This is a genomic window from Microtetraspora sp. AC03309, assembly GCF_020826795.1.
GTDB lineage: Bacteria > Actinomycetota > Actinomycetes > Streptosporangiales > Streptosporangiaceae > Microtetraspora > Microtetraspora glauca.
In genome coordinates, this window is the sequence record NZ_JADDIL010000005.1 from 15,887 (window position 1) to 35,373 (window position 19,487).

General features: G+C 72.0%; 23 protein-coding genes. 11 read left to right on the plus strand and 12 right to left on the minus strand.

Annotation, left to right across the window (positions count from 1 at the left end):
• Positions 1 to 35 precede the first annotated feature (35 nt).
• The 7 genes from IMZ11_RS03975 to IMZ11_RS04005 all read right to left on the minus strand — a co-directional run bounded on the left by IMZ11_RS03975 (position 36) and on the right by IMZ11_RS04005 (position 4,345).
• Positions 36 to 851 (minus strand): IclR family transcriptional regulator, encoded by an 816-nt coding sequence (locus tag IMZ11_RS03975; protein WP_228637556.1) that lies wholly within the window; start codon positions 849 to 851, stop codon positions 36 to 38.
• A gap of 33 nt (positions 852 to 884) precedes the next feature.
• Positions 885 to 1,229 (minus strand): hypothetical protein, encoded by a 345-nt coding sequence (locus IMZ11_RS03980; protein ID WP_228637558.1) that lies wholly within the window; start codon positions 1,227 to 1,229, stop codon positions 885 to 887.
• 81 nt (positions 1,230 to 1,310) lie between these two features.
• Complete coding sequence (locus tag IMZ11_RS03985) at positions 1,311 to 2,594, minus strand: DUF4437 domain-containing protein (RefSeq protein WP_228637561.1); 1,284 nt, start codon at positions 2,592 to 2,594, stop codon at positions 1,311 to 1,313.
• On the minus strand, positions 2,595 to 2,906 hold the full coding sequence (locus tag IMZ11_RS03990) for a hypothetical protein (RefSeq protein WP_308066752.1): 312 nt from the start codon (positions 2,904 to 2,906) through the stop codon (positions 2,595 to 2,597). It lies immediately after the preceding gene.
• Between the two features lie 10 nt (positions 2,907 to 2,916).
• Positions 2,917 to 3,150: an AMP-binding protein gene (locus tag IMZ11_RS03995; RefSeq protein WP_228637563.1), complete on the minus strand. Its 234-nt coding sequence runs from the start codon at positions 3,148 to 3,150 to the stop codon at positions 2,917 to 2,919.
• Complete coding sequence (locus tag IMZ11_RS04000; protein WP_228637564.1) at positions 3,147 to 3,602, minus strand: DUF3598 family protein; 456 nt, start codon at positions 3,600 to 3,602, stop codon at positions 3,147 to 3,149. The genes IMZ11_RS03995 and IMZ11_RS04000 overlap by 4 nt, the downstream gene beginning before the upstream one ends.
• Before the next feature lie 23 nt (positions 3,603 to 3,625).
• Positions 3,626 to 4,345 (minus strand): VIT1/CCC1 transporter family protein, encoded by a 720-nt coding sequence (locus IMZ11_RS04005; protein ID WP_228637567.1) that lies wholly within the window; start codon positions 4,343 to 4,345, stop codon positions 3,626 to 3,628.
• Positions 4,346 to 4,519: 174 nt separating this feature from the next.
• Here IMZ11_RS04005 and IMZ11_RS04010 point away from each other — a divergent pair, with 174 nt between their 5' ends.
• Positions 4,520 to 5,140: a neocarzinostatin apoprotein domain-containing protein gene (locus IMZ11_RS04010; RefSeq protein ID WP_228637569.1), complete on the plus strand. Its 621-nt coding sequence runs from the start codon at positions 4,520 to 4,522 to the stop codon at positions 5,138 to 5,140.
• Between the two features lie 66 nt (positions 5,141 to 5,206).
• Here the strand turns inward: IMZ11_RS04010 and IMZ11_RS04015 are convergent, their stop codons facing one another.
• The 5 genes from IMZ11_RS04015 to IMZ11_RS04035 are packed head-to-tail and all read right to left on the minus strand — an operon-like array spanning position 5,207 to position 10,685.
• Complete coding sequence (locus tag IMZ11_RS04015; protein ID WP_228637571.1) at positions 5,207 to 6,172, minus strand: oligopeptide/dipeptide ABC transporter ATP-binding protein; 966 nt, start codon at positions 6,170 to 6,172, stop codon at positions 5,207 to 5,209.
• Positions 6,169 to 7,188 carry an ABC transporter ATP-binding protein gene (locus tag IMZ11_RS04020; protein WP_228637573.1) on the minus strand — a complete coding sequence of 340 codons (1,020 nt, stop codon included), beginning with the start codon at positions 7,186 to 7,188 and terminating at the stop codon, positions 6,169 to 6,171. Before IMZ11_RS04020 ends, IMZ11_RS04015 begins: the two co-directional genes overlap by 4 nt.
• Positions 7,181 to 8,716, minus strand: coding sequence for an ABC transporter substrate-binding protein (locus tag IMZ11_RS04025; protein WP_228637575.1), 1,536 nt, complete (start codon positions 8,714 to 8,716; stop codon positions 7,181 to 7,183). The genes IMZ11_RS04020 and IMZ11_RS04025 overlap by 8 nt, the downstream gene beginning before the upstream one ends.
• Positions 8,713 to 9,609, minus strand: coding sequence for an ABC transporter permease (locus IMZ11_RS04030; protein WP_228637577.1), 897 nt, complete (start codon positions 9,607 to 9,609; stop codon positions 8,713 to 8,715). Before IMZ11_RS04030 ends, IMZ11_RS04025 begins: the two co-directional genes overlap by 4 nt.
• A complete protein-coding gene (locus IMZ11_RS04035; protein ID WP_308066750.1) occupies positions 9,606 to 10,685 on the minus strand; it encodes an ABC transporter permease in 1,080 nt (359 codons plus the stop codon). Before IMZ11_RS04035 ends, IMZ11_RS04030 begins: the two co-directional genes overlap by 4 nt.
• 271 nt (positions 10,686 to 10,956) lie before the next feature.
• Here IMZ11_RS04035 and IMZ11_RS04040 point away from each other — a divergent pair, with 271 nt between their 5' ends.
• The 10 genes from IMZ11_RS04040 (at position 10,957) to IMZ11_RS04085 (ending at position 19,464) form a co-directional block, all read left to right on the plus strand.
• Entirely contained in the window at positions 10,957 to 11,613 is a 657-nt protein-coding gene (locus tag IMZ11_RS04040) for a heme oxygenase (biliverdin-producing) (protein ID WP_228637582.1), read from the plus strand.
• Positions 11,614 to 12,102: 489 nt separating this feature from the next.
• On the plus strand, positions 12,103 to 12,528 hold the full coding sequence (locus IMZ11_RS04045; protein ID WP_228637584.1) for a hypothetical protein: 426 nt from the start codon (positions 12,103 to 12,105) through the stop codon (positions 12,526 to 12,528).
• On the plus strand, positions 12,525 to 13,436 hold the full coding sequence (locus IMZ11_RS04050) for a hypothetical protein (RefSeq protein WP_228637586.1): 912 nt from the start codon (positions 12,525 to 12,527) through the stop codon (positions 13,434 to 13,436). The genes IMZ11_RS04045 and IMZ11_RS04050 overlap by 4 nt, the downstream gene beginning before the upstream one ends.
• Before the next feature lie 39 nt (positions 13,437 to 13,475).
• Positions 13,476 to 14,762 carry a V-type ATPase 116kDa subunit family protein gene (locus IMZ11_RS04055; RefSeq protein ID WP_228637587.1) on the plus strand — a complete coding sequence of 429 codons (1,287 nt, stop codon included), beginning with the start codon at positions 13,476 to 13,478 and terminating at the stop codon, positions 14,760 to 14,762.
• The gene (locus IMZ11_RS04060) at positions 14,726 to 15,070 is read left to right on the plus strand and encodes an ATP synthase subunit C (RefSeq protein WP_228637589.1); all 345 of its coding nucleotides are present in this window, start codon (positions 14,726 to 14,728) and stop codon (positions 15,068 to 15,070) included. The genes IMZ11_RS04055 and IMZ11_RS04060 overlap by 37 nt, the downstream gene beginning before the upstream one ends.
• 6 nt (positions 15,071 to 15,076) lie before the next feature.
• Positions 15,077 to 15,289 (plus strand): hypothetical protein, encoded by a 213-nt coding sequence (locus IMZ11_RS04065; RefSeq protein ID WP_228637591.1) that lies wholly within the window; start codon positions 15,077 to 15,079, stop codon positions 15,287 to 15,289.
• Positions 15,286 to 15,798, plus strand: a complete 513-nt coding sequence (locus IMZ11_RS04070) for a V-type ATP synthase subunit E family protein (protein ID WP_228637593.1) — start codon at positions 15,286 to 15,288, stop codon at positions 15,796 to 15,798. The genes IMZ11_RS04065 and IMZ11_RS04070 overlap by 4 nt, the downstream gene beginning before the upstream one ends.
• Positions 15,786 to 17,462: a V-type ATP synthase subunit A gene (locus IMZ11_RS04075; RefSeq protein WP_228637594.1), complete on the plus strand. Its 1,677-nt coding sequence runs from the start codon at positions 15,786 to 15,788 to the stop codon at positions 17,460 to 17,462. The genes IMZ11_RS04070 and IMZ11_RS04075 overlap by 13 nt, the downstream gene beginning before the upstream one ends.
• Positions 17,459 to 18,832, plus strand: a complete 1,374-nt coding sequence (locus tag IMZ11_RS04080; protein WP_228637595.1) for a V-type ATP synthase subunit B — start codon at positions 17,459 to 17,461, stop codon at positions 18,830 to 18,832. The genes IMZ11_RS04075 and IMZ11_RS04080 overlap by 4 nt, the downstream gene beginning before the upstream one ends.
• A complete protein-coding gene (locus tag IMZ11_RS04085) occupies positions 18,829 to 19,464 on the plus strand; it encodes a V-type ATP synthase subunit D (protein ID WP_228637596.1) in 636 nt (211 codons plus the stop codon). Before IMZ11_RS04080 ends, IMZ11_RS04085 begins: the two co-directional genes overlap by 4 nt.
• Positions 19,465 to 19,487 lie beyond the last annotated feature (23 nt).

Below are 19,487 nucleotides of genomic sequence, written 5' to 3' on the forward strand. Positions count from 1 at the left end.
ACGGCGGCGCAGGCGTGTTCACGAACGCCGGACCGCTACCGCTTCTCCGTCGAGGCGTGACCCATCCGCGCCGAGAGCCGGCGAGTCACTTCGAGCAGGACCTCCGCGCAATGCCGCGCTTCGCCCCGGAACCGCTCCATCGGGCCGCATACGCTCACGACACCGGCCGGCCGGCCATGGTGATCGAAGATGGGCGCGGCGACCGAGGCCGAGCCGTGCTGACGCTCGGCAGTGGATCGGGCATATCCGCGACGCCGGATCGCGATGATGTCCTTGAGCAGGATGTCCGGATGCACCAGCGTGCGCTCGGTGAGCCGGGTCAGCGGGACGGTCCTGAGATAGGCGTCGATCTCCTCGTCGGACAGGAAGGCGAGGAACGCCTTGGAGGAGGCTCCGGCATGGAGGGGGTAGGGGACGCCGAGAGAGACGGACATGATCACCTCTCGGTTGGGCGTGGCCTGGTCGACGTACACCCGGGTCGAGCGGGTGCGAATCGACAGCGTCGCCGTTTCCGCCAACGTCCTCGACAGGGTGCCCAGCGCGGGGGCCGCGAGTCCGCGCACGTTCAGCCTGTCGAGGTAGGCCAGCCCGAGCCGCATGGTCGTCGAGCCCAGGGAGTAGCGGCGGGTTTCCGGGTCGAGGTCGATCAGCCCGCGTAGTCGCAGGGACGCCAGGATCCGGTGCACGGCCGCCTTCGACATGCCGAGCTTTCCGGCGATCTCGGTGACCCCGAGCGTGACGGAGCCCGGCTCCGCGAACAGGACGAGTACATCGGCTGCGCGTTCGACGGTCGCGACCGTCTGGCTGGAGGCATCCGGCGTACGGCGGCGCAACGGCTTGGCGGTCTCCATTGACGAGGCCCCTCAACTCGCGACGACGGCACCCTAGCCGCGTGAGAACCCGACGGGCACGGGCGTGTCGGAGACGATCCTCGTACCGAGGAAGTCCCACCACGATTCCTGTGACACCCGCTCCGACTCCCATGAGGGATCGGCTTTGAGACCGGCGAGGGCCGCCCGGTAGGCTCCCCAGGCCGCCTCGTTCTCGAACGCGGCCCAGTTCTCCAGGACATAGACGTCACCGACGACGCTGTAGTACCAGCGGAGCTCCCTGACCATCGGCAGGTCCCGGTAGAACCAGCTCTCCCGCTGTTCCAGCCAGGCCCAGAATGCCTTCATGTCGCGTCGAGCGTGCTCCGTCAGCCGCATCCGGTAGACGAGATAGATCATCTTTCTCTCCTCGGTCTCCTGCCGGCCGCGGCGGGTGTCAGGACCGCCACAGCCGGATTCTGCGATGTGCTTCCGCTCCCGCTACATCCCGTCGGCGTCCCAGCGGCCGCGGGAACGGCTCCGGACCGGAAGGGTGGAGATGATGGGCGCGGGGATGGGCTCGCCGGGCTTCCAGGGGCGGCCCTGCCCCCGGTTGTGCGCGCCGGCGTCCGTGCGCTCCTCGCGGTGTTCGAGCGAGCCCGGGTCGGCGCCCCAGTCCGCCCGCAGAACAGGCTCGTGGTCACCGTGCTCGTGGCCGTGCTGGTGATCGTGGCCGTGCTGGTGATCGTGGCCGTGCTGGTGATCGTGGCCGTGCTGGTGATCGTGGCCGCCCTGCAGGTTGGCCGCGTCGAGGGCCTTGGCCATCGCGAGCATGCTCTTGTCGGAGCCCACGCCGTTGGGGACGTAGTCGACGTCCTTGGCACCCTGCTCCCGCTGGAACCGCACCGAGGCGGCGAGATCCGCCAGGTCGCGGTCGCTACGCCGGGCCGAGCCCTTCCCGAGGTCGTGCGAGGACTGCGACCAGCGCATACGACCGCCGTCGGGGCCGTAGTTGACGGCCTCACCGCCCCAGCGGATCCACTCGTTCTGGGTGTACCAGTTGAATAACTCGCCGTCGGAGCGCAGCAGCATGGTCATGCCGCCCTCCATGGTGGTGAAGTGGCCGTGCTTGACCCGGGCCGGCCGGAAGAAGTAGCTGCCCTGGTCGAGCGTGCCGAAGTTGTACTCCATGCGGCCCTGGGTGGTGTACGCCTCCTCGTAGCAGGGGTGGTGGGCGAGCCGGTGGTCGGTCCAGCCCTCCTGGCAGAACACCAGGCGGGTGTAGAAGCCGGTGACCGGGTCGACGTGCAGGTACTTGATGAACAGGCCGGGCATGGGGCCGGGGTTCGGCACCGCGTCCCAGTTCATGGCCTCGCTGTCGATGACGATGACGTCCTCGCGCGCGTCCGCCCAGCGCGGGGCGTTCAGGCTGTCCACCGGGTCGAAGCCGGCGTCGCCGTACTCGCGGTAGTGCAGGATCCGGGTGCCCTCGGCGAAGGTGATCGCGTCGGTGGGGACACCCTGCGGCGCGTAGACGTAGCCGCCCTTGCCGATCTCGCGGCCGCCGTACGTCATCGAGCCTTCGAGCACGTAGTACTCGGTGTTGGCGTGGTGGATGCCCGGCCCGCGGCCCCAATCGGTGTGGAAGTCGATCCGGAGCGACGAGGAGCCGTCCTCCTCGTCGACGGACAGGCGGCGCTCGCCGGCCCGCCCCTCACCGTTGACGAGCTCCGCCGCATGCCAGATGTAGTCGTCGTCGTGGATCAGTTCAACGTGCGGGCGCATTCAGACGTCCTTCCTGAGCTCGCGCTTGAGGACCTTCCCGGCACTGTTGCGCGGCAGTCTCGGCACGAAGCGGATGGTCTTGGGGATCTTGTAACCGGTGAGACGGGGCCGGAGACGGGCCTCGATCTCATCCGCGGTGGTCTCACCGACCACATAGGCGACGACGCGTTCGCCCCAGGTCTCGTCGTGCTCTCCGATGACGGCGGACTCCATGACTCCCGGGCACTCGTCGATCGCGATCTCGACATCCCGGGGGTAGACGTTGACGCCGCCGGTGATGATCAGATCCTTCTTGCGGTCGACGATCCTGATGAATCCCTCCTCATCGCTGACGGCCGGCCGCCGCCTCCGGGTACTCCAGCTGGTTGGCCAGCAGGAGGGCCACCGTGTCCCCGGAGGTCAGGCCGCGGGAGAGCAGGGCGTTGGCCAGCCGACTCGACCGGTCGTGAAGCGCCGCGTAGCTGAGCCGCCTGTCGCCGTCGATGACCGCGACGGCCGAGGGGGTGGCGGCGGCGAACTCGCGTACGCCACCGGCGATCGACAGCTGCGCTCTCATGCCACGACGCGTGTCTCGTTGATCAGGGTCCGCTGGACGCAGGTGCCCGACCGGATCCACTGCCAGACCCGGTTCCGGTGGTTGCCGTCCTCGCTCAGCACGATCAGCTCGAACAGGCGCAGGTCGGCGCCCTTCTCCTTGTAGATCCACGAGAGGTAGATCGTGTTGTCATCGAGCCCCCAGAACTCGCCCGTGAGCCGGTCCGTGTCGAAGCCGCAGTGGCCGCCGCCCAGGTAGGTGCCGGGGAAGCTGTGCTCCTCGGTCCTTCCGTCCTCCCAGGTGTAGACGTTCACCTGGTGGTAGTCCCACCCGTCCGTTCCGTCGCCGAGGGTGCAGGTGAGGTGGGAACGATGTGAGTCGACGATCTTCCCGTCGGCGTCGACATAGACGTAGGTGCCCTCCCACTCCCCTTCGTGCCGGGCCAGCAACGGCATTTCTTCTCTGATGCCCATGGTTCAACGGACCCTTTCTGTTGTCAGGAGAGGCTGGTTCCGACGAGGCTGCCGATGCCGAAGGTGGCCGCGGCGGCGGCCACGCCCAGCGCCAGCTGGCGCAACGCGCCCTTCCACCAGGGGCGTGCCGTGAGCCGGGCGACGACCGCGCCGGCGCCCAGCAGGCCGAGCACGCTGATCACCGCGGCCACGGCGAGCCCGGTCGCGCCGAGCATGAACGGCACCAAGGGGACGATCGCTCCCAGGGCGAACGCGGTGAACGAGGAGAACGCGGCGACATAAGGAGAGGGAAGGTCGTCGGGATCCACCCCCAGCTCCTCGCGGACGTGCACGCGCCAGGCGAGTTCGGGCTGTGCGGTGAGCTGCCTGGCGACTCCCTCGGCCGTCTCCGCGTCCAGGCCGCGGGCCTCGTAGAGCGCGACGAGTTCCGCCAGCTCGCCCTCGGGGTTGCGTTCCAACTCGGCCTTCTCGATGTCGATCTCGGCCCGCATCAGCTCGGCCTGCGAGGCGACCGAGGTGTACTCGCCCGCGGCCATGGAGAAGGCGCCGGCCGCCAGCCCGGCCAGCCCGGTCACGACCACGATCGTGTTGGAGGCACCGCCCCCCACCACACCGCTGATGAGAGCGAAGTTGGAGATCAGCCCATCCATCGCGCCGAACACGGCCGGCCGCAGCCAGCCTCCGGTGACGTCTCGATGGTGCTGGTGTCTTTCGGCCGGTGGAAGCGCTACGTCCACGCTCATATGCGTCCTTTCCGCCTGCCGACCGCGCCCGGAAGGCCGGGGAATCGTCGGAGGGGGCTCAGGGGAATCAGAGGGCTTCAAGGCTCTTGTTTTATGACACTATGTCGTGAAACTGTGTTCCGCAAGTGATCGGGGACGTCAATCGGCTCGTCTTGGAACACAAGGGAGGCACCAATGCCCTGCAGTCGTTCAGCGCGCGCACGGCTCGTCACCGCGCTGGCCATCACCCTCGCCATCACCTTCGTCATCGCCCCACCTCTCGCCGGAGAGGCCGCCGCCGCGCCGGCCAAGCCGGAGCTGACCGCGAGCCAGAGCACCGATCTGGCCCCGGGAACCGAGATCACGGTCACCGGAACGGGGTTCACACCGAAGACGACGCTGTTCGTCGCCCTCTGCGACACCAAACAGCCGCCCGGGAAGGCGTGTGACACGGGGAACTTCGCGCGGGTCACCACCGACGCCGACGGCGGACTGGAGACCACGATGACACCGGCCGCCGTGTTCGGTTCGACCGATTGCGCCGCGACGACCTGCGCTCTCATGACCAACGACCCGGCCAACCCCCGGGACACCGCGAACTTCACCCAGCTCCCCCTCACGTTCGCCGCCGCGTCGGGCGCCACCGAGAGTCCCGCCGTCGATTCACCGCCCACGAGTCCCGCCGCGACGTCCGACGCGGCGCCGTCGGCCGCGGCGGATGACGACGGGGGGACCCCCATCGCCCTCATCGTGGTCATCGCCGTCGTGGTTCTCGCCGGGATCGGCGGTGCGATCGCCTTCCTGCGACGCCGGTAAGTCACGATCAGATCGGGCGGGCCGGCACCCCGGCCCGCCCCGAGGGGGTGCCTGGCGGAGCATCGGTCAGGCACCCCCTGCGGCGTCGGCGGGGATCTCGCCGTCGCGCAGGCAGGCGCTGTGCCGGTCGCCGACGGCGATCAGCCGCGGGACCGCCGCCCTGCACGCGTCCTCGACGTACGGGCAGCGGGGGTGGAAGGCGCATCCAGGAGGGGGATGGACGGCCGAGGGCACCTCGCCGGAGAGCGCGACCAGATTGCGGCGCGCGGGGTCGGGCACCGGTACGGCGGCCAGCAGCATGCGCGTGTAGGGATGTCGCGGCGCGGAGAAGACCTCGTCGGCCGGGCCCTGCTCGACGATCCTGCCCAGGTACATCACGGCGACCCTGGTGGCGAGGTGCCGGGCGATGTCCAGCTCGTGGGTGATCAGCACGTACGCCAGGCCGAGTGCGGAGCGAAGGTCGAGCAGCAGGTTGACCACGGTGGCCTTGACGCCCACGTCCAGACTCGCCGTCGGTTCGTCCAGGACGATCGCACGGGGGCGGGCGGCGAGCGCCCGGGCGACGGTGACCCGCTGCAGTTCCCCGCCGCTCACTCCGCCGGGGCGGCGGGCCGCGTAGTGCGCGGGGAGGCCGACCTGCTCCAGCAGCTCGGCGACGCGCTCGGCCCGCTCGGCCGCCGACCGGCACAGGCCGTGGACGGCCAGGGGCTGGCCCACGCTGTGGCCGATGGTCTTGCGCGGATTGAGCGCCGACCACGGGTTCTGCGAGACGAACTGCACCTGACGGCGGGTCTCCCGGTCCATCCGCGTGCCGGCGGGGACGCCCCCGATGCGTACGGCGCCCCTCGTGGGAGGGAGCAGACCGACGGCGAGCCGGGCGACGGTCGACTTGCCACAGCCGGACTCGCCCACGATGGCGAGCGTCTCGCCGGGATCGATCCGGAACGACACGTCCTCCACCGCGTGGACCGTCTGCCGCCGCCCCGCCGGGAAGCGGCGGGTGACGTGGTCGAGTTCGAGCACCGGGGTCACGCGTCCTCCTCGGCTTCCGGGGTCTCCCCCGCACGGTGGCAACGGACCACGTCCGCCCCCATGGTGATCGGCGTCGGTTCCTCCTCGTGGCAGCGGGCGAGCACGGCCGGGCAGCGCGAGGCGAACGCGCATCCCGCCGAGCCCGCTCGCGCGCCCCTCTCTCGCGAGAGCGTGACCTCCGCCGCGGTGTGCCCCGGCATGGCGCCGAGGCGCCGCCCGCGTTCCGTGCGGGCCGGAAGCGCGGCCAGGAGGGCGCGCGTGTACGGGTGGCGGGGTGCGGTGAAGATCTGGCTCACGGGCCCCGACTCGACCAGCCGGCCGGCGTACATCACCCCGACGCGATCGCAGATCTGCGCCACGACGGCGAGGTCATGGGTGACGTAGAGGATCGCCGGCCCGAGCCGGTCGCGCAGATCGAGCAGCAGGCGGAGCACCTGCGCCTGAACGGTCGCGTCCAGCGTGGTGGTCGGCTCGTCGGCGATGAGCAGGTCGGGCTGCCTGGCCAGCGCGGCGAGCACGATGAGCAGGCGCTGGAGCTGCCCGCCGGAGAATCGGTGCGGGTGGTCGCGCGGCCGGTCGAGCACCGCGCGCAGGCCCACCTGGGCGAGCAGGTCGGCGAGGTCGTGTCCGTCGTGGTACCAGCGCAGCTGCCGCAGCACGGGGGTGGACGGGCTGAGCGAGGTCATGGGCCGCTGCGGCACCACACCGATGCGGGAGGCCCGGATCCGCCGCATGTCCTCGGGGGGTAGCTCGGTCAGCTCCCGCCCGTCGAAGCGCAGCCCGGCGGCGCGGACGCGCGCACCGGCCGGGAGCACACCCGTGATCGCCGAGCATAGGGTGCTCTTGCCGCTGCCGGACTCCCCGACCAGGCCGAGGATCTCTCCACGGCGCAGGCTGAGGGAGACACCCCGCACGGCCGGCCGCCCCGCATAGTCCACGTGCAGGTCCGAGACGGTCAGCAGATCGGCGGGTGGCGGATCCGTCACCGGCGAGCCGGTCGCCTGACGGTCATTCACCGGCGTTCCCTTCCGGCCGCAGCCGGGGCGTGCCCAGTCTGCTGATCTTCATCCGCGCGGGATCCAACGGGCTCACGCTCGCGCGCTGCGCGACGATCATCTTCGGATAGACGGGAGGGAACATCACCGCGTCCTCGGTCAGCGTCGCGTTCACCTCGCGGAGCAGCCGGTCGCGCTCGTCCTGGTCGTCGATCGCCCATACTCTCTCGAGCGCGGTGTCCACCGACGGGTTCTCGTATCCGCAGGCCAGGACGCTCGTGGACTGGGCGGGAGACAGGGTGAGATAGTTCGCGTCGCCGCTGGTGAAGCCGCTGGAGAAGCGGTTCATGATCATCTGGTAGGCGCCGGAGATCCAGCGCTGTGCCCAGGGGCCGCCCTGCAGGACCTCCAGTTTCACGGTGATGCCCGCGCGCGCCCAGCTCTGGACGAGGATCTGCGCGATGTCCTCCATGACCTGGCCGGCGCTGATCGTGAGGGTGAAGGAGGGGGCGGTGACGCCGCGCAGCAGCTCGCGCGCCCGCGCCGTGTCGGGCCGGGCGGGAAAGACCCGCAGGTCCGGGTCGTACCCCCGCTCGGCCGGGCCGATGGGGCCCTGGCCGAGGACCGCGGCGCCGCCGAATACCTTGTCGTTCACCCCCTGCCGGTCCACCGCGTAGGCGACCGCGCGCCGGAAGTCCGGATCGTCGAAGGGCGGATCCCCCGCCTTGACGTAGGTGAGGATGTCGATCGGCGCGTCCACCCGGTGGACGGTCACCCCCTGCTGTCCTGCGAGGAGCGGCAGAGCCGCCACGGGCAGTTCGGTGGCGATGTCCACGCTGCCCGCGCGCAGGTTCACCGCCCGCGTCGAGCCGTCCGGGATGATCTGAAACTCCAGCCGGGCGTACGCGGGGGACGGTCCGTGATATCCCCTGTGGGCGGTCATCGAGTAGCCCAGCCCGGCGGAGACCCGCTCCAGCCGGTACGGCCCGGTGCCCATCATGGTGTCCTTGCGGTCGACGAAGGCCCGGTGCGTGATCGGCAGGTTGGTCAGGTGCGATCGGAGCAGCCCGTAGGGGCGCTTGAGCCGGATCTCGACCGTGTTCGGGTCGACGGCGCGAGCCCCGGAGTAGTAACCGAGGAAGTAGACGACCCACTCACTGCCGCTGGCGAAGGCGGCGACGTGGTCGAGCGAGGCGACCACGTGCTCGGCGGTGAAGGCGTCGCCGTTGTGGAACGTCACTCCCCGTTTGAGGGGGATGGTCCAGGTGAGTCCGTCGGCGGAGACGGCCGGCTCGGCGGCGGCGAGCAGCGGGACCGATCGGACTCGCTCGTCGTAGTCGTAGAGCGTCTCCATCACCGGTTCGGCGATCCAGCGGGTGACCTCGCTGCCGGAGTCCAGCGGGTTGAGGTTGCTCGGGCCGGCGGCGACGCCGATCCTGAGCGTCCTGCCACCGCCCGTCGGTGAAGCGGTCGAGCAGGCGGCGAGCAACGACACGGCGGGAACCAGCCCGAGGAACCGCCGCCGGGACCAGGAGGGGGGAATGGTCATCGTGTCTCCACGTGGGTCGTGCCGCGTCCGCCGAGGGAGTCGGACAGGGCGTCGCCGATGAGGTTGAAGCCGAGGATCCCGGCGAGCATGACCGCGCCGGGCAGGACCGAGTACCACCAGACGCCCGCGGGCAGGTAGCCGGTGCCGCCGCCGGTCAGGTTGCCGAGCGTGGCCTGCGGCAGCTGGACGCCGAGACCGAGGAAGCCCAGCCCGCCCTCGGCGAAGACGGCCAGCGCCATCGCGAGGAACGCCTGGACCACCATGGCGGGCGCGACGTTGGGCAGCAGTTCGCCGAAGAGGATCCGCAGCCGCGGCACGCCCACCACCCGCAGCGCGGCCACGTACTCCTGGCCGGTCTCCGCCATCGTCGCCGCGCGTGCCACCCGCGCGAAGTAGGGGACGAACGCGACGCCGAGCAGGAGCACGACCTTGGTCGTCATGGTGATCGGGATCGGCCCCAGGTGCGCCGTGGCCGTGCCGCTGAGCCCGATGACGAACATCGCCAGCACGAACATCGGCAGCGCCTGGATGATCTCCAGCACCCTCATGATCAGGTCGTCGAACAGCCGTCCGCCGTGATATCCGGCGAGGATGCCGAGCGGCAGGGCGACCAACAGGCCCAGCGCCACGGCGGCCAGGCTCACCGTCAGCGACACCCGGGTGCCCGCCGCCGTACGGGCGAGCAGGTCCCGGCCGAGCTGGTCGGTGCCGAACGGGTGTGTGAGGGACGGCGCGGCGAGCACGTCGGGGCCGGTGGCGTTCGGGTCTCCCGCCAGCGACGGCCCGAGCACCGCGAGCAGGCAGAACAGCGCGGCGCAGACGGCGCCGAACCAGGTGAGGCCATCGCGTGGAAGGAGCCGGGCGCCCCGCGGTGCGGAGACGACGGCGCTCACCGGACCCGCCCGCCGTTCAGCACGCCCTCGCGGATGCGCGGGTCGATCGCCAGCTGGGCGAGGTCCACCAGCAGGTTGGTGAGGAGGTAGAGGACGGCCACGGCCAGGCAGCAGCCGGCGGCCACCGGATAGTCCTGCCGGCGAAAGGAGTCGACCATGAGCTGGCCGAGGCCTGGTACGCCGAACACGTTCTCCACCAGGATCGCGCCGCTGACCAGCATGCCGAGCATCAGTCCCATGACGGTCACCAGGGGGATCGCGGCGTTGCGCAGCGCCACCCTCGCCAGCAACGCGCGACGGGACATGCCCATCGATGTGGCGAACGAGACGTAGTCGCGGTCGAGCACCTCCAGGACGGACCCGCGGAACGTGCGGGCCACGACGGCGAACGCGGGCAGGCCGAGGACGAACGCGGGCAGGACCAGACCGCGCAGGTGTTCGGGCAGACCTTCGGAGATCGGGACGTAGCCGCTGACCGGCAGCACCCCGGTGATGTAGACGCCGAAGACCAGCACGCACACGAGGCCCAGCCAGAAGCTCGGCACCGAGAGCGCGACCACGCTCGTGACGCGTACGAGACCGTCGAACGGTGAGCCGTGCCAGAGCGCGGCGAGCGCTCCGGCGAGGATGCCCAGCGCCATCCAGACGGCTCCGGCGACCAGGCCCAGCTCCAGGGAGACGGGCAGCCGCTGGGCGAGGAGTTCCCCGACCGGCTGGCCGGAGAAGACCGAGGCGCCGAGGTCCCCGCCGACGAGTTGCCGGAGGTAGCGGACGTACTGCTCGGGGATGGAGGCGTTCAAGCCGAGCCGCTCGGCTACGGCGGCCCTGCCTTCCTCGCTGTAGCTGAATCCGAGCAGGGTGTAGAGCGGACTGCCTGGTGACAGACGCAGGAGGACGAAGACCAGCGAGATCACCGCGAGGACGGTGGTCACCAGTGCGAACAGACGGCGGAGGAGATAGGAGACGATGGCGAACCACCTCTCAATGTTCCGCTGTGCGGAATCTCGTATATGTGGACGGAATGATAGATGGGACCTTTTCGCATGGGAAGGGGTTTGACGACACATCGTCATCATCCGAAGGATGGATTTCCCGCCGCCCGTCCGGCCTTTCCCGCCGCCCGTCCGGCCTTTCCCGCCGCCCGTCCGGCCTTTCCCGCCGCCCCCTGCCCCACGGCCCGCTCGCGCCGGGATCGCGCCCGGCCGACCCCCCGTCGCCGCCCCTTCCCGAACAGGAACGGAGCGGCCATCGGCCGTTTACGACGATATGTCGTATAAACGTTGACCGACCGCACTCTTTCTGACACTGTGTCGCGAAACGACATTCCGGTGCAAGAGGAGTTCGGGCATGACCGTGACCGAGACGTTCGCCGACCAACTCAAGAACGCGACCTGGAACGACCACGAGGAGGCGGAACGCACCGCCTACCTCGACGCGCTCATGGGTGGACGCGTGTCCCGGGAGGGCTACGCCGACATGGTCGCCCAGCACTACTACGCCTACGTGGCCCTTGAGGAGGCGGGACGCGCCCTCGCCGACGACCCGGTCGCCGGCCCGTTCGTCAGCAGGGAACTCGAGCGTGTCCCCTCGCTGGAAGTCGACCTGGAGGAGCTGTACGGGACGAACTGGCGTGACGCGATCACCCCGTCCAAGCCCACGTTGACCTATGTCGCCCGAATCAACCAGATCGCCGACTGGCCCGGCGGCTTCATCGCCCACCACTACACGCGTTACCTCGGCGACCTCTCCGGGGGCCAGGTGATCCGCAAGCTCGTGGAGCGCGCGTACAACTTCGAGACATCAGCGGGCGTCGCGTTCTACCTCTTCCCCGACATCCCCGACCTGAAGGAGTTCAAGGTCGACTACCGGAACCGGCTCAACTCATTGAACCTGGACGAGGTGCAGGCGAAGAGGGTCATCGCCGAGACCGCGCTCGCCTACCAGCTCAACACCGAGGTTCTCGTGGAGATCGGCAAGCGGCTGCCCGAGTACCTCGTGGCATGAGCTTTCCCCTGCCTGCCTGCCCGTCCGCTCCGGCGCGTGCGCCTGCTCGCTCCGGAGCCAATCGGAGAACCGAGGGGCTCGTCCACCACCGCTCTCTCCGGGCCCGAGATCATCGAGGTCGCCGAGGCGGCGGGCGTGCGCGGACGGCGGTCGTCCGCATCCTCACCCGGGGCATGGAGTCGGGGGAATTCCGCCGGCTCGACCCGAACGCCGCCGCCCGGAGCATCCTGGCCGTCATCGGAGCGGAGGGTATCCCCCTCATCGAGGGAACGGCGACGCTCGCGGCGGCGCAAGCGAGCGTGATCGCTTTCGTCGGCGACGCACCACCCCCGCAGACGCCGCCCTGTCGCCCCCGCCCGTTCTGGGGGTATATCCGGATTTCGGACATATTTAAGCCCCCGCGTCGGCGATATCAGCGTGTACAGGGGCATCACCTCAACTGACAGCTCATACAAGCGCCCGGCGTCGGCGGAGGTGACCATGGCCCGGTTGAGCGATTTCCTCCAGCGGTTCCGCCCCGCCGGCGTGCCGGGTGCCGCGGCGGCGGCCGGGGTGCCCGCCGACTACGCCGCGGACCAGAGCACCGAGCTCGACGTGGTCTTCTCCGCCCTCGCCGACGTACGGGCCGCCTGCGCGGACATGCGCGCCACGGCCGAGCACCGCGCCGGGGAAATACGGGAGCGGGCCCGGGTCCAGGCCATCGCCGTCGCCTCGGCGGCGCGGCACACCGCGGAGGCCGAGAGGGCGCAGGCCGCCGCCACCGCGCGGCGGGAGGCCGACGAGGAGGAGCGGGCGGTCCTCCGCGCCGCCGAGCGCGCCGCCGACGATGTTCGCGCGCGGGCCGAGGTCCGGATGCCGGGCGAGGTGGCGCGGATCGTCGCCCAGGTCAGGGGGCTGGCCGGTGATCCGTCATGACCGCCGCCTGGGTCGCCGGTTCGACACGGGCCAGAGCCCTGGCACGTAGGAGAGCCGGCCGCGCCGCCGCCCGCCGGATCGCCGCCTGCGGCTCCGCCGACGAGGCGGTCGCCCTGCTGACCGGCACCTCCTACGGGCACGACGTACGGCGTGGCCAGAGCCTGCCCGAGGCACAGTGGGCGGTGCTCGCCACGCTCCTGTGGCATCTGCGCGTGCTCGCCGGCTGGCTTCCCCGCGAGGGCGGGCAGGCGATCCGCGTCGTGGTCCGGTGGTTCGAGATCGCCAACGTGGACGAGCTCATGTGCCGCCTGTCCGGTGTGCCCGCCGATCCCGAGTTCGCCCTCGGCTCGGCGGGTACGGCATGGCCGCGCCTGCGGCGGTGCGCCTCGCTCGCCGAGCTCCGGGCGACGCTGGCCGCCTCCGCGTGGGGGGACCCGGGCGGCGCGGGACGCCGGGATATCCAGCTCGGCATGCGCGTCGCCTGGGCCGGGCGTGTCGCCGACACGGTACCCGCCGCCGGCGCGTGGGTCCTGGGTGCGACGGCGCTGCTGGCCGCCCGCGAGCGGCATGCCGAGGCCCGTGACCTGCCGGTCGGGGTCCGGGAGCGCTGCCAGGCCCTGCTCGGCGCCAGGGCCGTCGAGGCGGCATCGCTCCCGGAGATGGCCGAGCGGCTCGCTCCCCCCGCCCGCTGGGCGCTGCGCGACATCGACGATCCCGGGCGGCTGTGGGAGGGCGAGGAGCGCTGGTGGACGAGGTTGGCGGAGGACGGCCGCGATCTCCTGGCCGGTGCGGGATTCTCCATGACGCCCGTCCTGGGAGCGGTCGCCGTGCTCGCCGCGGACGCCCGGAGGGTCCGCGCCGCGCTCGAACTCGCCGCACGAGGTGGTGATCGCGATGCCCTCGTCTGACCTGTCCGCGCGGCGGGGTTCGCGAGCGGGGCGGCGATCATGAGCTGGCGCGACGCCCTGCGTCCGGTACGCATGGAGCGGGTCGCGATCGCGGCCCCCGTGGACTCCTTGAGCGAGGTGCTCGCCGAGGTGGCGGACGCGGGAGCGGTGGAACTCGCCACACCGCCGGACGCGTCGCCGCGGACCGTGGCGAAGGCGGCCGTCGTCCGCGACGGTGTCGCGGCGCTCGCCGGCTGGATGCCTGCCGATGCGGTCCCCGAACTGGCGAAGCGGCTGGCCCCCGCGGGCGGTGCCGCCGTCCCGATCACCCGGCCGAAGGGGGTCGAAGCGCCGTCGCTGCTCCGGTCGCGGGGAGTGCGTGGCTCCCTGTCCCCGCTCGTCGCCACGTACGGGACGGTGCCGTACTCCGACATCGATCCCACACCGCTCGCGGCGAGCGCGTACGTCCTGATGTTCGGCATGATGTTCGGCGACGTCGGGCACGGGATGCTGGTGCTCTGCGCCGCGGCGGGGCTGTACTTCGGCCGTCCACGATGGCTGGGCCGGTTCCGCCGGGCCTGGCCGTTCGCCGCCGGAGCGGGCCTGACGAGCATGCTCTTCGGCCTGCTCTACGGCGAGTTCTTCGGGCCGACGGGTGTCGTCCCGGTGCTCTGGCTGGAACCGCTCTCCCATCCGGTCCCGCTGCTGCTCGCCGCCATCGGCGCGGGCACGCTGCTGCTCGGCGCCGCGTACCTGCTCGGCATCGTGAACCGGTGGCGCGAAGGCGGTGTGCGGGTCGCGCTCTATTCCTCCGCCGGGATCGCGGGAGCGGCGGTTTTCATCGGGTTCGGGCTGGCGTTCGCCGGTTGGTACTCCGGGCTGGACGATCTCGTGGTGGCCGGCGGACTGCTCGCCGCCGTGGGTCTCACGCTGGCGTTCGCCGGTTTCCTGGCCGAGGCGGGCGGCGGCGCCGGCGGGACCGCCCAGGCCGCCATGCGGATCTTCGACGTGGTCGTACGGCTGGGCGCGAACCTGGCGTCGTTCGCCCGGCTCGCCGCCTTCGGGCTCACCCACGCGGCCATCGGGTCGATCGTCTGGACCGGAACCACCGCTCTGTGGCCCGGCCACCCCGTCGGGGCCGCGGCGGTCTTCGTCGTGGGCAACACGCTCGCCCTCACGATCGAGGGGCTCGTGGTCGCCATCCAGGCCCTGCGCCTGGAGTACTACGAGCTGTTCTCCCGGCTCTTCCAGGTCGAGGGGCGCCCGTTCCGCCCCTGGCGTCCTCCGCCGACATCCAGGGAGGCGATGCCATGTCCGTCTGGATCAGACGAGGCCTGCACGCCGTGAACGCCGCCATCGCGCTCGCCGCGCTCACGCTTCTCGTCTGGGCGCTCACCACCGGCGGCGCGCAGGGTGCCGCGGCCACCGCCCCGGCGACGGCATCCAGCGGAACAGCGCTGCTCGGCGCGGCGATCGCGGTCGCCGGCTCGGCGATCGGCGCCGGCATCGCCGTGGCCTACACGGGAGCCGCGGCCCTGGCCGCGATGAGCGAACGGCCGGAGCTGTTCGGCCGGGCCATCGTCATCGTCGGCCTGGCCGAGGGCATCGCGATCTACGGGCTGGTCATCGGCATCATTCTCATCGGGCGGGCGTGACCGGCCATGGCGACCATCGCGATCATCGGAGAGGCCGTCCGCGTGGCCGGATACGGCCTGGCCGGGGCGCTCGTCCTGCCCGCCGAGAACGCCGACGAGGTCCGTACGGTGTGGCGGGACCTGGGGCCCGAGGTGGCCGTGGTGATCCTCACACCCGCGGCGGCCACCTCGCTCGGCGACACGAGCGGGGGGCCGCTGCGGGTGGTGATGCCGGCGTGACCGGGGTCCGGGACGCGCTGGCGCCCGTGTCCGGGGCCCTGCTACGGCGGGCACGGCTCGACGCGGACGCGATACTCGCAGCGGCCGAGCACGACGCCGCGCAGACGTTGGCCGCCGCCCGGAGGGCGGCGCAGGACATGATCGACGAGGCCCGGGAGGCCGGGACGTCGGAGGCCCGGGCTCGGGCGGACACCGTACGGGTCCGGGCCAGGCGGCACGCCCGCGACCTCGAGTTGGCCGCCCGGCGGGAGGTCGTGCTGGAGTTGCGCAGGCGTGTGGTGGCGGCGGTCCTGGCGCTCCGGGACGACCCCTGCTATCCCCGCCTGGTCGAGCGCCTTCGCGAGCTGGCTCGCGAGTCGGGCGGTGACGACCTGATCGTGCGCGAGCATCCCGACGGGGGCGTCGTGGGCGTGGGGCGGGGCCGCCGCGTGGACTGCTCGCTCGGCGCGCTCGCGAGTCGAGCCGTCGACGCGCTCGGAGCGGAGGCGGAACGGCTGTGGGCACGGTGACGAGGGTCAACGGGCCGCTGGTCGAGGTCGACGGTCTCGCCGGAGCGGCGATGTTCGAGCTGGTCGATCTGGGGCCCCACCGGCTGCCCGGCGAGGTCGTCTCCCTGCGCGGCGACCGGGCCACCGTCCAAGCCTACGAGTACACCGGCGGGCTGGCTCCCGGCCATCCCGCCGAGCGCCGGGGGGCTCCCCTGTCGGCCCTGCTCGGACCGCACCTGCTCGGCGGGGTGTTCGACGGCCTGCTCCGCCCCCTCAGCGGCGCGGGCCTGTGGCTGGACCCGGCCGCGCCGCGGCCGGCGGGCGCCGACCGTTCCTGGCGGTTCACCCCGCTGGTCGAGCAGCGCGCCATGACGGGGAGAGGCACGGCCATCGGCAGCGTCGAGAGCGGCGAGTCACCCCCCTACCTGGTGCTGTCACCGGGCGGCGAAGTCTCCGCGATCCGGCGGGCGGGCCCCTGCCCGGCCCGGACATCGGTCGCGGTCGTCGGCGGCGTCGAGGTCACCCTGAAAAGTGAGCGGCCGGTACGGCAGCCGCTGCCGTACTCCGCGCGTCTCGACGAGGTGGTCCCCCTCACGACCGGCCAGCGGGTGATCGACCTGCTCCTGCCCGTCTCCCTCGGGGGAACGGTGGCCGTTCCCGGGGGGTTCGGCACCGGCAAGACCGTGCTCCTCCAGCAGATCGCGAAATGGTGCGACGCGGACGTGGTGGTGTACATCGGCTGCGGGGAACGCGGCAACGAGATGGCCGACGTCGTCGCCGAGCTGGGCCGGCTGTCCGACCCGCGGACCGGAGGGCGGCTCGCGGACCGGACCGTGGTGATCGCCAACACCTCCAACATGCCGATGATGGCCCGGGAGTCCAGCGTCTACACCGGGGTCACGGTCGCCGAGCACTTCCGGGACATGGGCTACGACGCGGTGGTCATCGCGGACTCGACGTCCCGGTGGGCGGAGGCCCGGCGCGAGCTCGGCTCCCGTGGCGGAGCGCTGCCCGCCGAGGAGGGGTACCCCGCCGATCTCGCCTCCGCGCTGGCGGCCTTCTACGAGAGGGCGGGCCGCGTCACCACGCTCGGCGGCGACACCGGCTCGGTGACGATCATCGGTGCCGTCTCGCCGCCCGGAGGCGACATGACGGAACCGGTCACCACGCTCACCCAGCGGTTCGTACGGTCCCAGTGGACGCTCGACCGCGACCTCGCCTACGCGCGCCACTATCCCGCGGTGTCCTGGAGCGGCTCCTTCGCCCGTGACGCCGACGCCCTGATGACCGGGACCCCGGAGGGCGCGGCGCGACGGGCGCGGATGGCGGCGCTGCTGGCCGAGGCGGACCGGCTGACCACGCTGGCCGAGCTGGTCGGGACCGGGACACTCCCACCGCACGAACGCGTCGCCCTGCTCGGCGGGCGACTGGTCCGCGAGGGCTTCCTGCAGCAGAGCGCGCTCAGTCCCGCCGACGCCTACTGCCGGCCCGAGCGCACCGCCGCGCTCGCCGACGCACTTCTCGCGGTCGTCGACCGTTGCCGGGCCCTGGCCGAGCGCGGGGTGCCGGTGGCCTCGATCGAGGACCGCGACTTCTCCCCCGTGCTGCGCGCGAAGGACGCGCCCGAGGAGGAGATCCCCACGCGGCGTGACGCCGTACTGGGCGAGCTGGAGGAGGCGCGGTGACGTCCTGGGCTCCGGTGGAGTACACCGACGTGGCGGAGCTGCGCGGCCCGCTGATCGTGGTCCGGGGCGTGCGCGGCGTCGGCTGGGACGAGTACGCGTCGATCGAGCTGGAGACGGGGCAGCGCAGGCACGGCCTGGTCCTGGAGACCGACCGCGACCTGGCCGTCGTCCAGGTCTTCGAAGGGACCGCGGGGCTGCGGGCCGAGGGCACCCGCGTGACCTTCGCCGGGTGCCCGCTCCGGATCCCGGTCGGCGCGGGCTGGCAGGGCAGGGTGTGCGACGGGCGCGGCCGGCCGCTGGACGGCGGGCCTCCCGTCTTCGGCACGGCCGACGCCGCGGTGACCGGCTTCCCGCTCAATCCGACCCGGCGCGAACCCCCGTCCGAGCCCGTGCTCACCGGTATGTCCGCCATAGACGCCCTCACCACACTGGTCCGCGGGCAGAAGATCGCCGTGTTCTCCTCCGGCGGCCTCCCCCATCTGGAGCTCGCCGCGCAGATCGCCGCCCAGGCCAACACCGGCGGAACGCCGTTCAGCGTGGTCTTCGCCGCCATCGGGCTGACCCACGCCGACGCGGCGACCGTACGGGACACTCTGGAGGAGCGTTCGGCGGCCGGGGAGCTGACACTGTTCCTCAACCTCGCCGACGACCCGGTGATCGAGCGGGTGCTCACCCCGCGGCTCGCCCTGACCGTCGCCGAGCACCTCGCCTTCGTTCTGGGACGGCACGTCCTCGTGGTGCTGGCCGACATGACGAGCTACTGCGAGGCCCTGCGGGAGGTGTCCTCCGCGCGCGGTGAGATCCCGGCGCGGCGCGCGTACCCGGGCTATCTGTACAGCGACCTCGCCTCCCTGTACGAGCGGTGCGGGCGGGTGCCGGGCCTGCCCGGCTCGGTGACCGTACTGCCGGTGCTCACCATGCCCGCGGGGGACATCACGCATCCGGTGCCCGACCTCACCGGATACATCACGGAGGGCCAGATCCTGCTGACCCGGGACGTCCCCGTCTATCCGCACATCGACCCGCTCTCCTCGCTGTCGCGCATGATGCGGGCGGGGGTGGGGCCCGGTAGGACCCGGCCCGAGCACATGGATCTCGCCGCCCAGATTCTCGCCGCGCTGGCCCGTGCCCGCCAGGCGGCGGAGCTCGCCGAGATCGTCGGGGAGGGCGCGCTCGGCGACGCCGACCGCCGCTATCTCGCCATGGCGGACGCGTTCACGCGGCGGCTCCTGGCCCAGCGGCGGGACGAGGCGCGTTCCCTCGACGAGACCTTCGCGCGGGCCTGGCAGGTCGTCTCCGTGCTGCCCCGGCGGGAGCTCTCCATGTTGTCACCGGCGGCGCTCGACGCGGGATACCGGGAGGAGACGTGACGCTCAAGGTTCCGCCCGGACGGGCCGGCCGTCTGTGGCTCCGGCACCGCCTCGCCGCCCTACGGCGCGGGCTGGCCGTCCTCGACCGCAAGCGGCGCATCCTGCGGCGCGAGCGGGACCGCCTCACGCGACTCGCGGCGCGTACCGGCGAGGAATGGGAAGCGGCGTGCCGGGAGGCCGACACCTGGCTGCTGCGCGTCTCGCTGCTGGGCGGCCGTCGAGCGATCCGGCTCGCCGGTGGGGGCCCCCTCGCCGAGGTGCGGGTGGAGTGGATCGACGCCATGGGGACCAGCTATCCGGGGAGGTCCGCCTTCCTCCCGCCCTCGCCGGTCGCGTCACCGCCGCCCATGGTCACGGCGGCGCTCGTCCCGGCCGGGGCGGCCTGCCTCGCCGCCCTGCGCGCCGGGGTCGAGCACGCGGTGGCCGCGGAGGCCGCGCGGATCGTCACGGAGGAGGAGGCGATGACCGGCCGGCGGATCCGGGCGCTGCGCGACCTCCTCCTGCCCCGCCTCGAGGAGGCGCTGGCCGTTGTGGAACTGGCCCTCGACGAGATGGAGCGATCCGACGGCGCACGGGTCCGCCGCGCCCTGGCCGCCGAGCCTCGTGATCACCCGGGTTCCGCTCAGCGGTAACGGCGATCGCTCCCACCGGACCG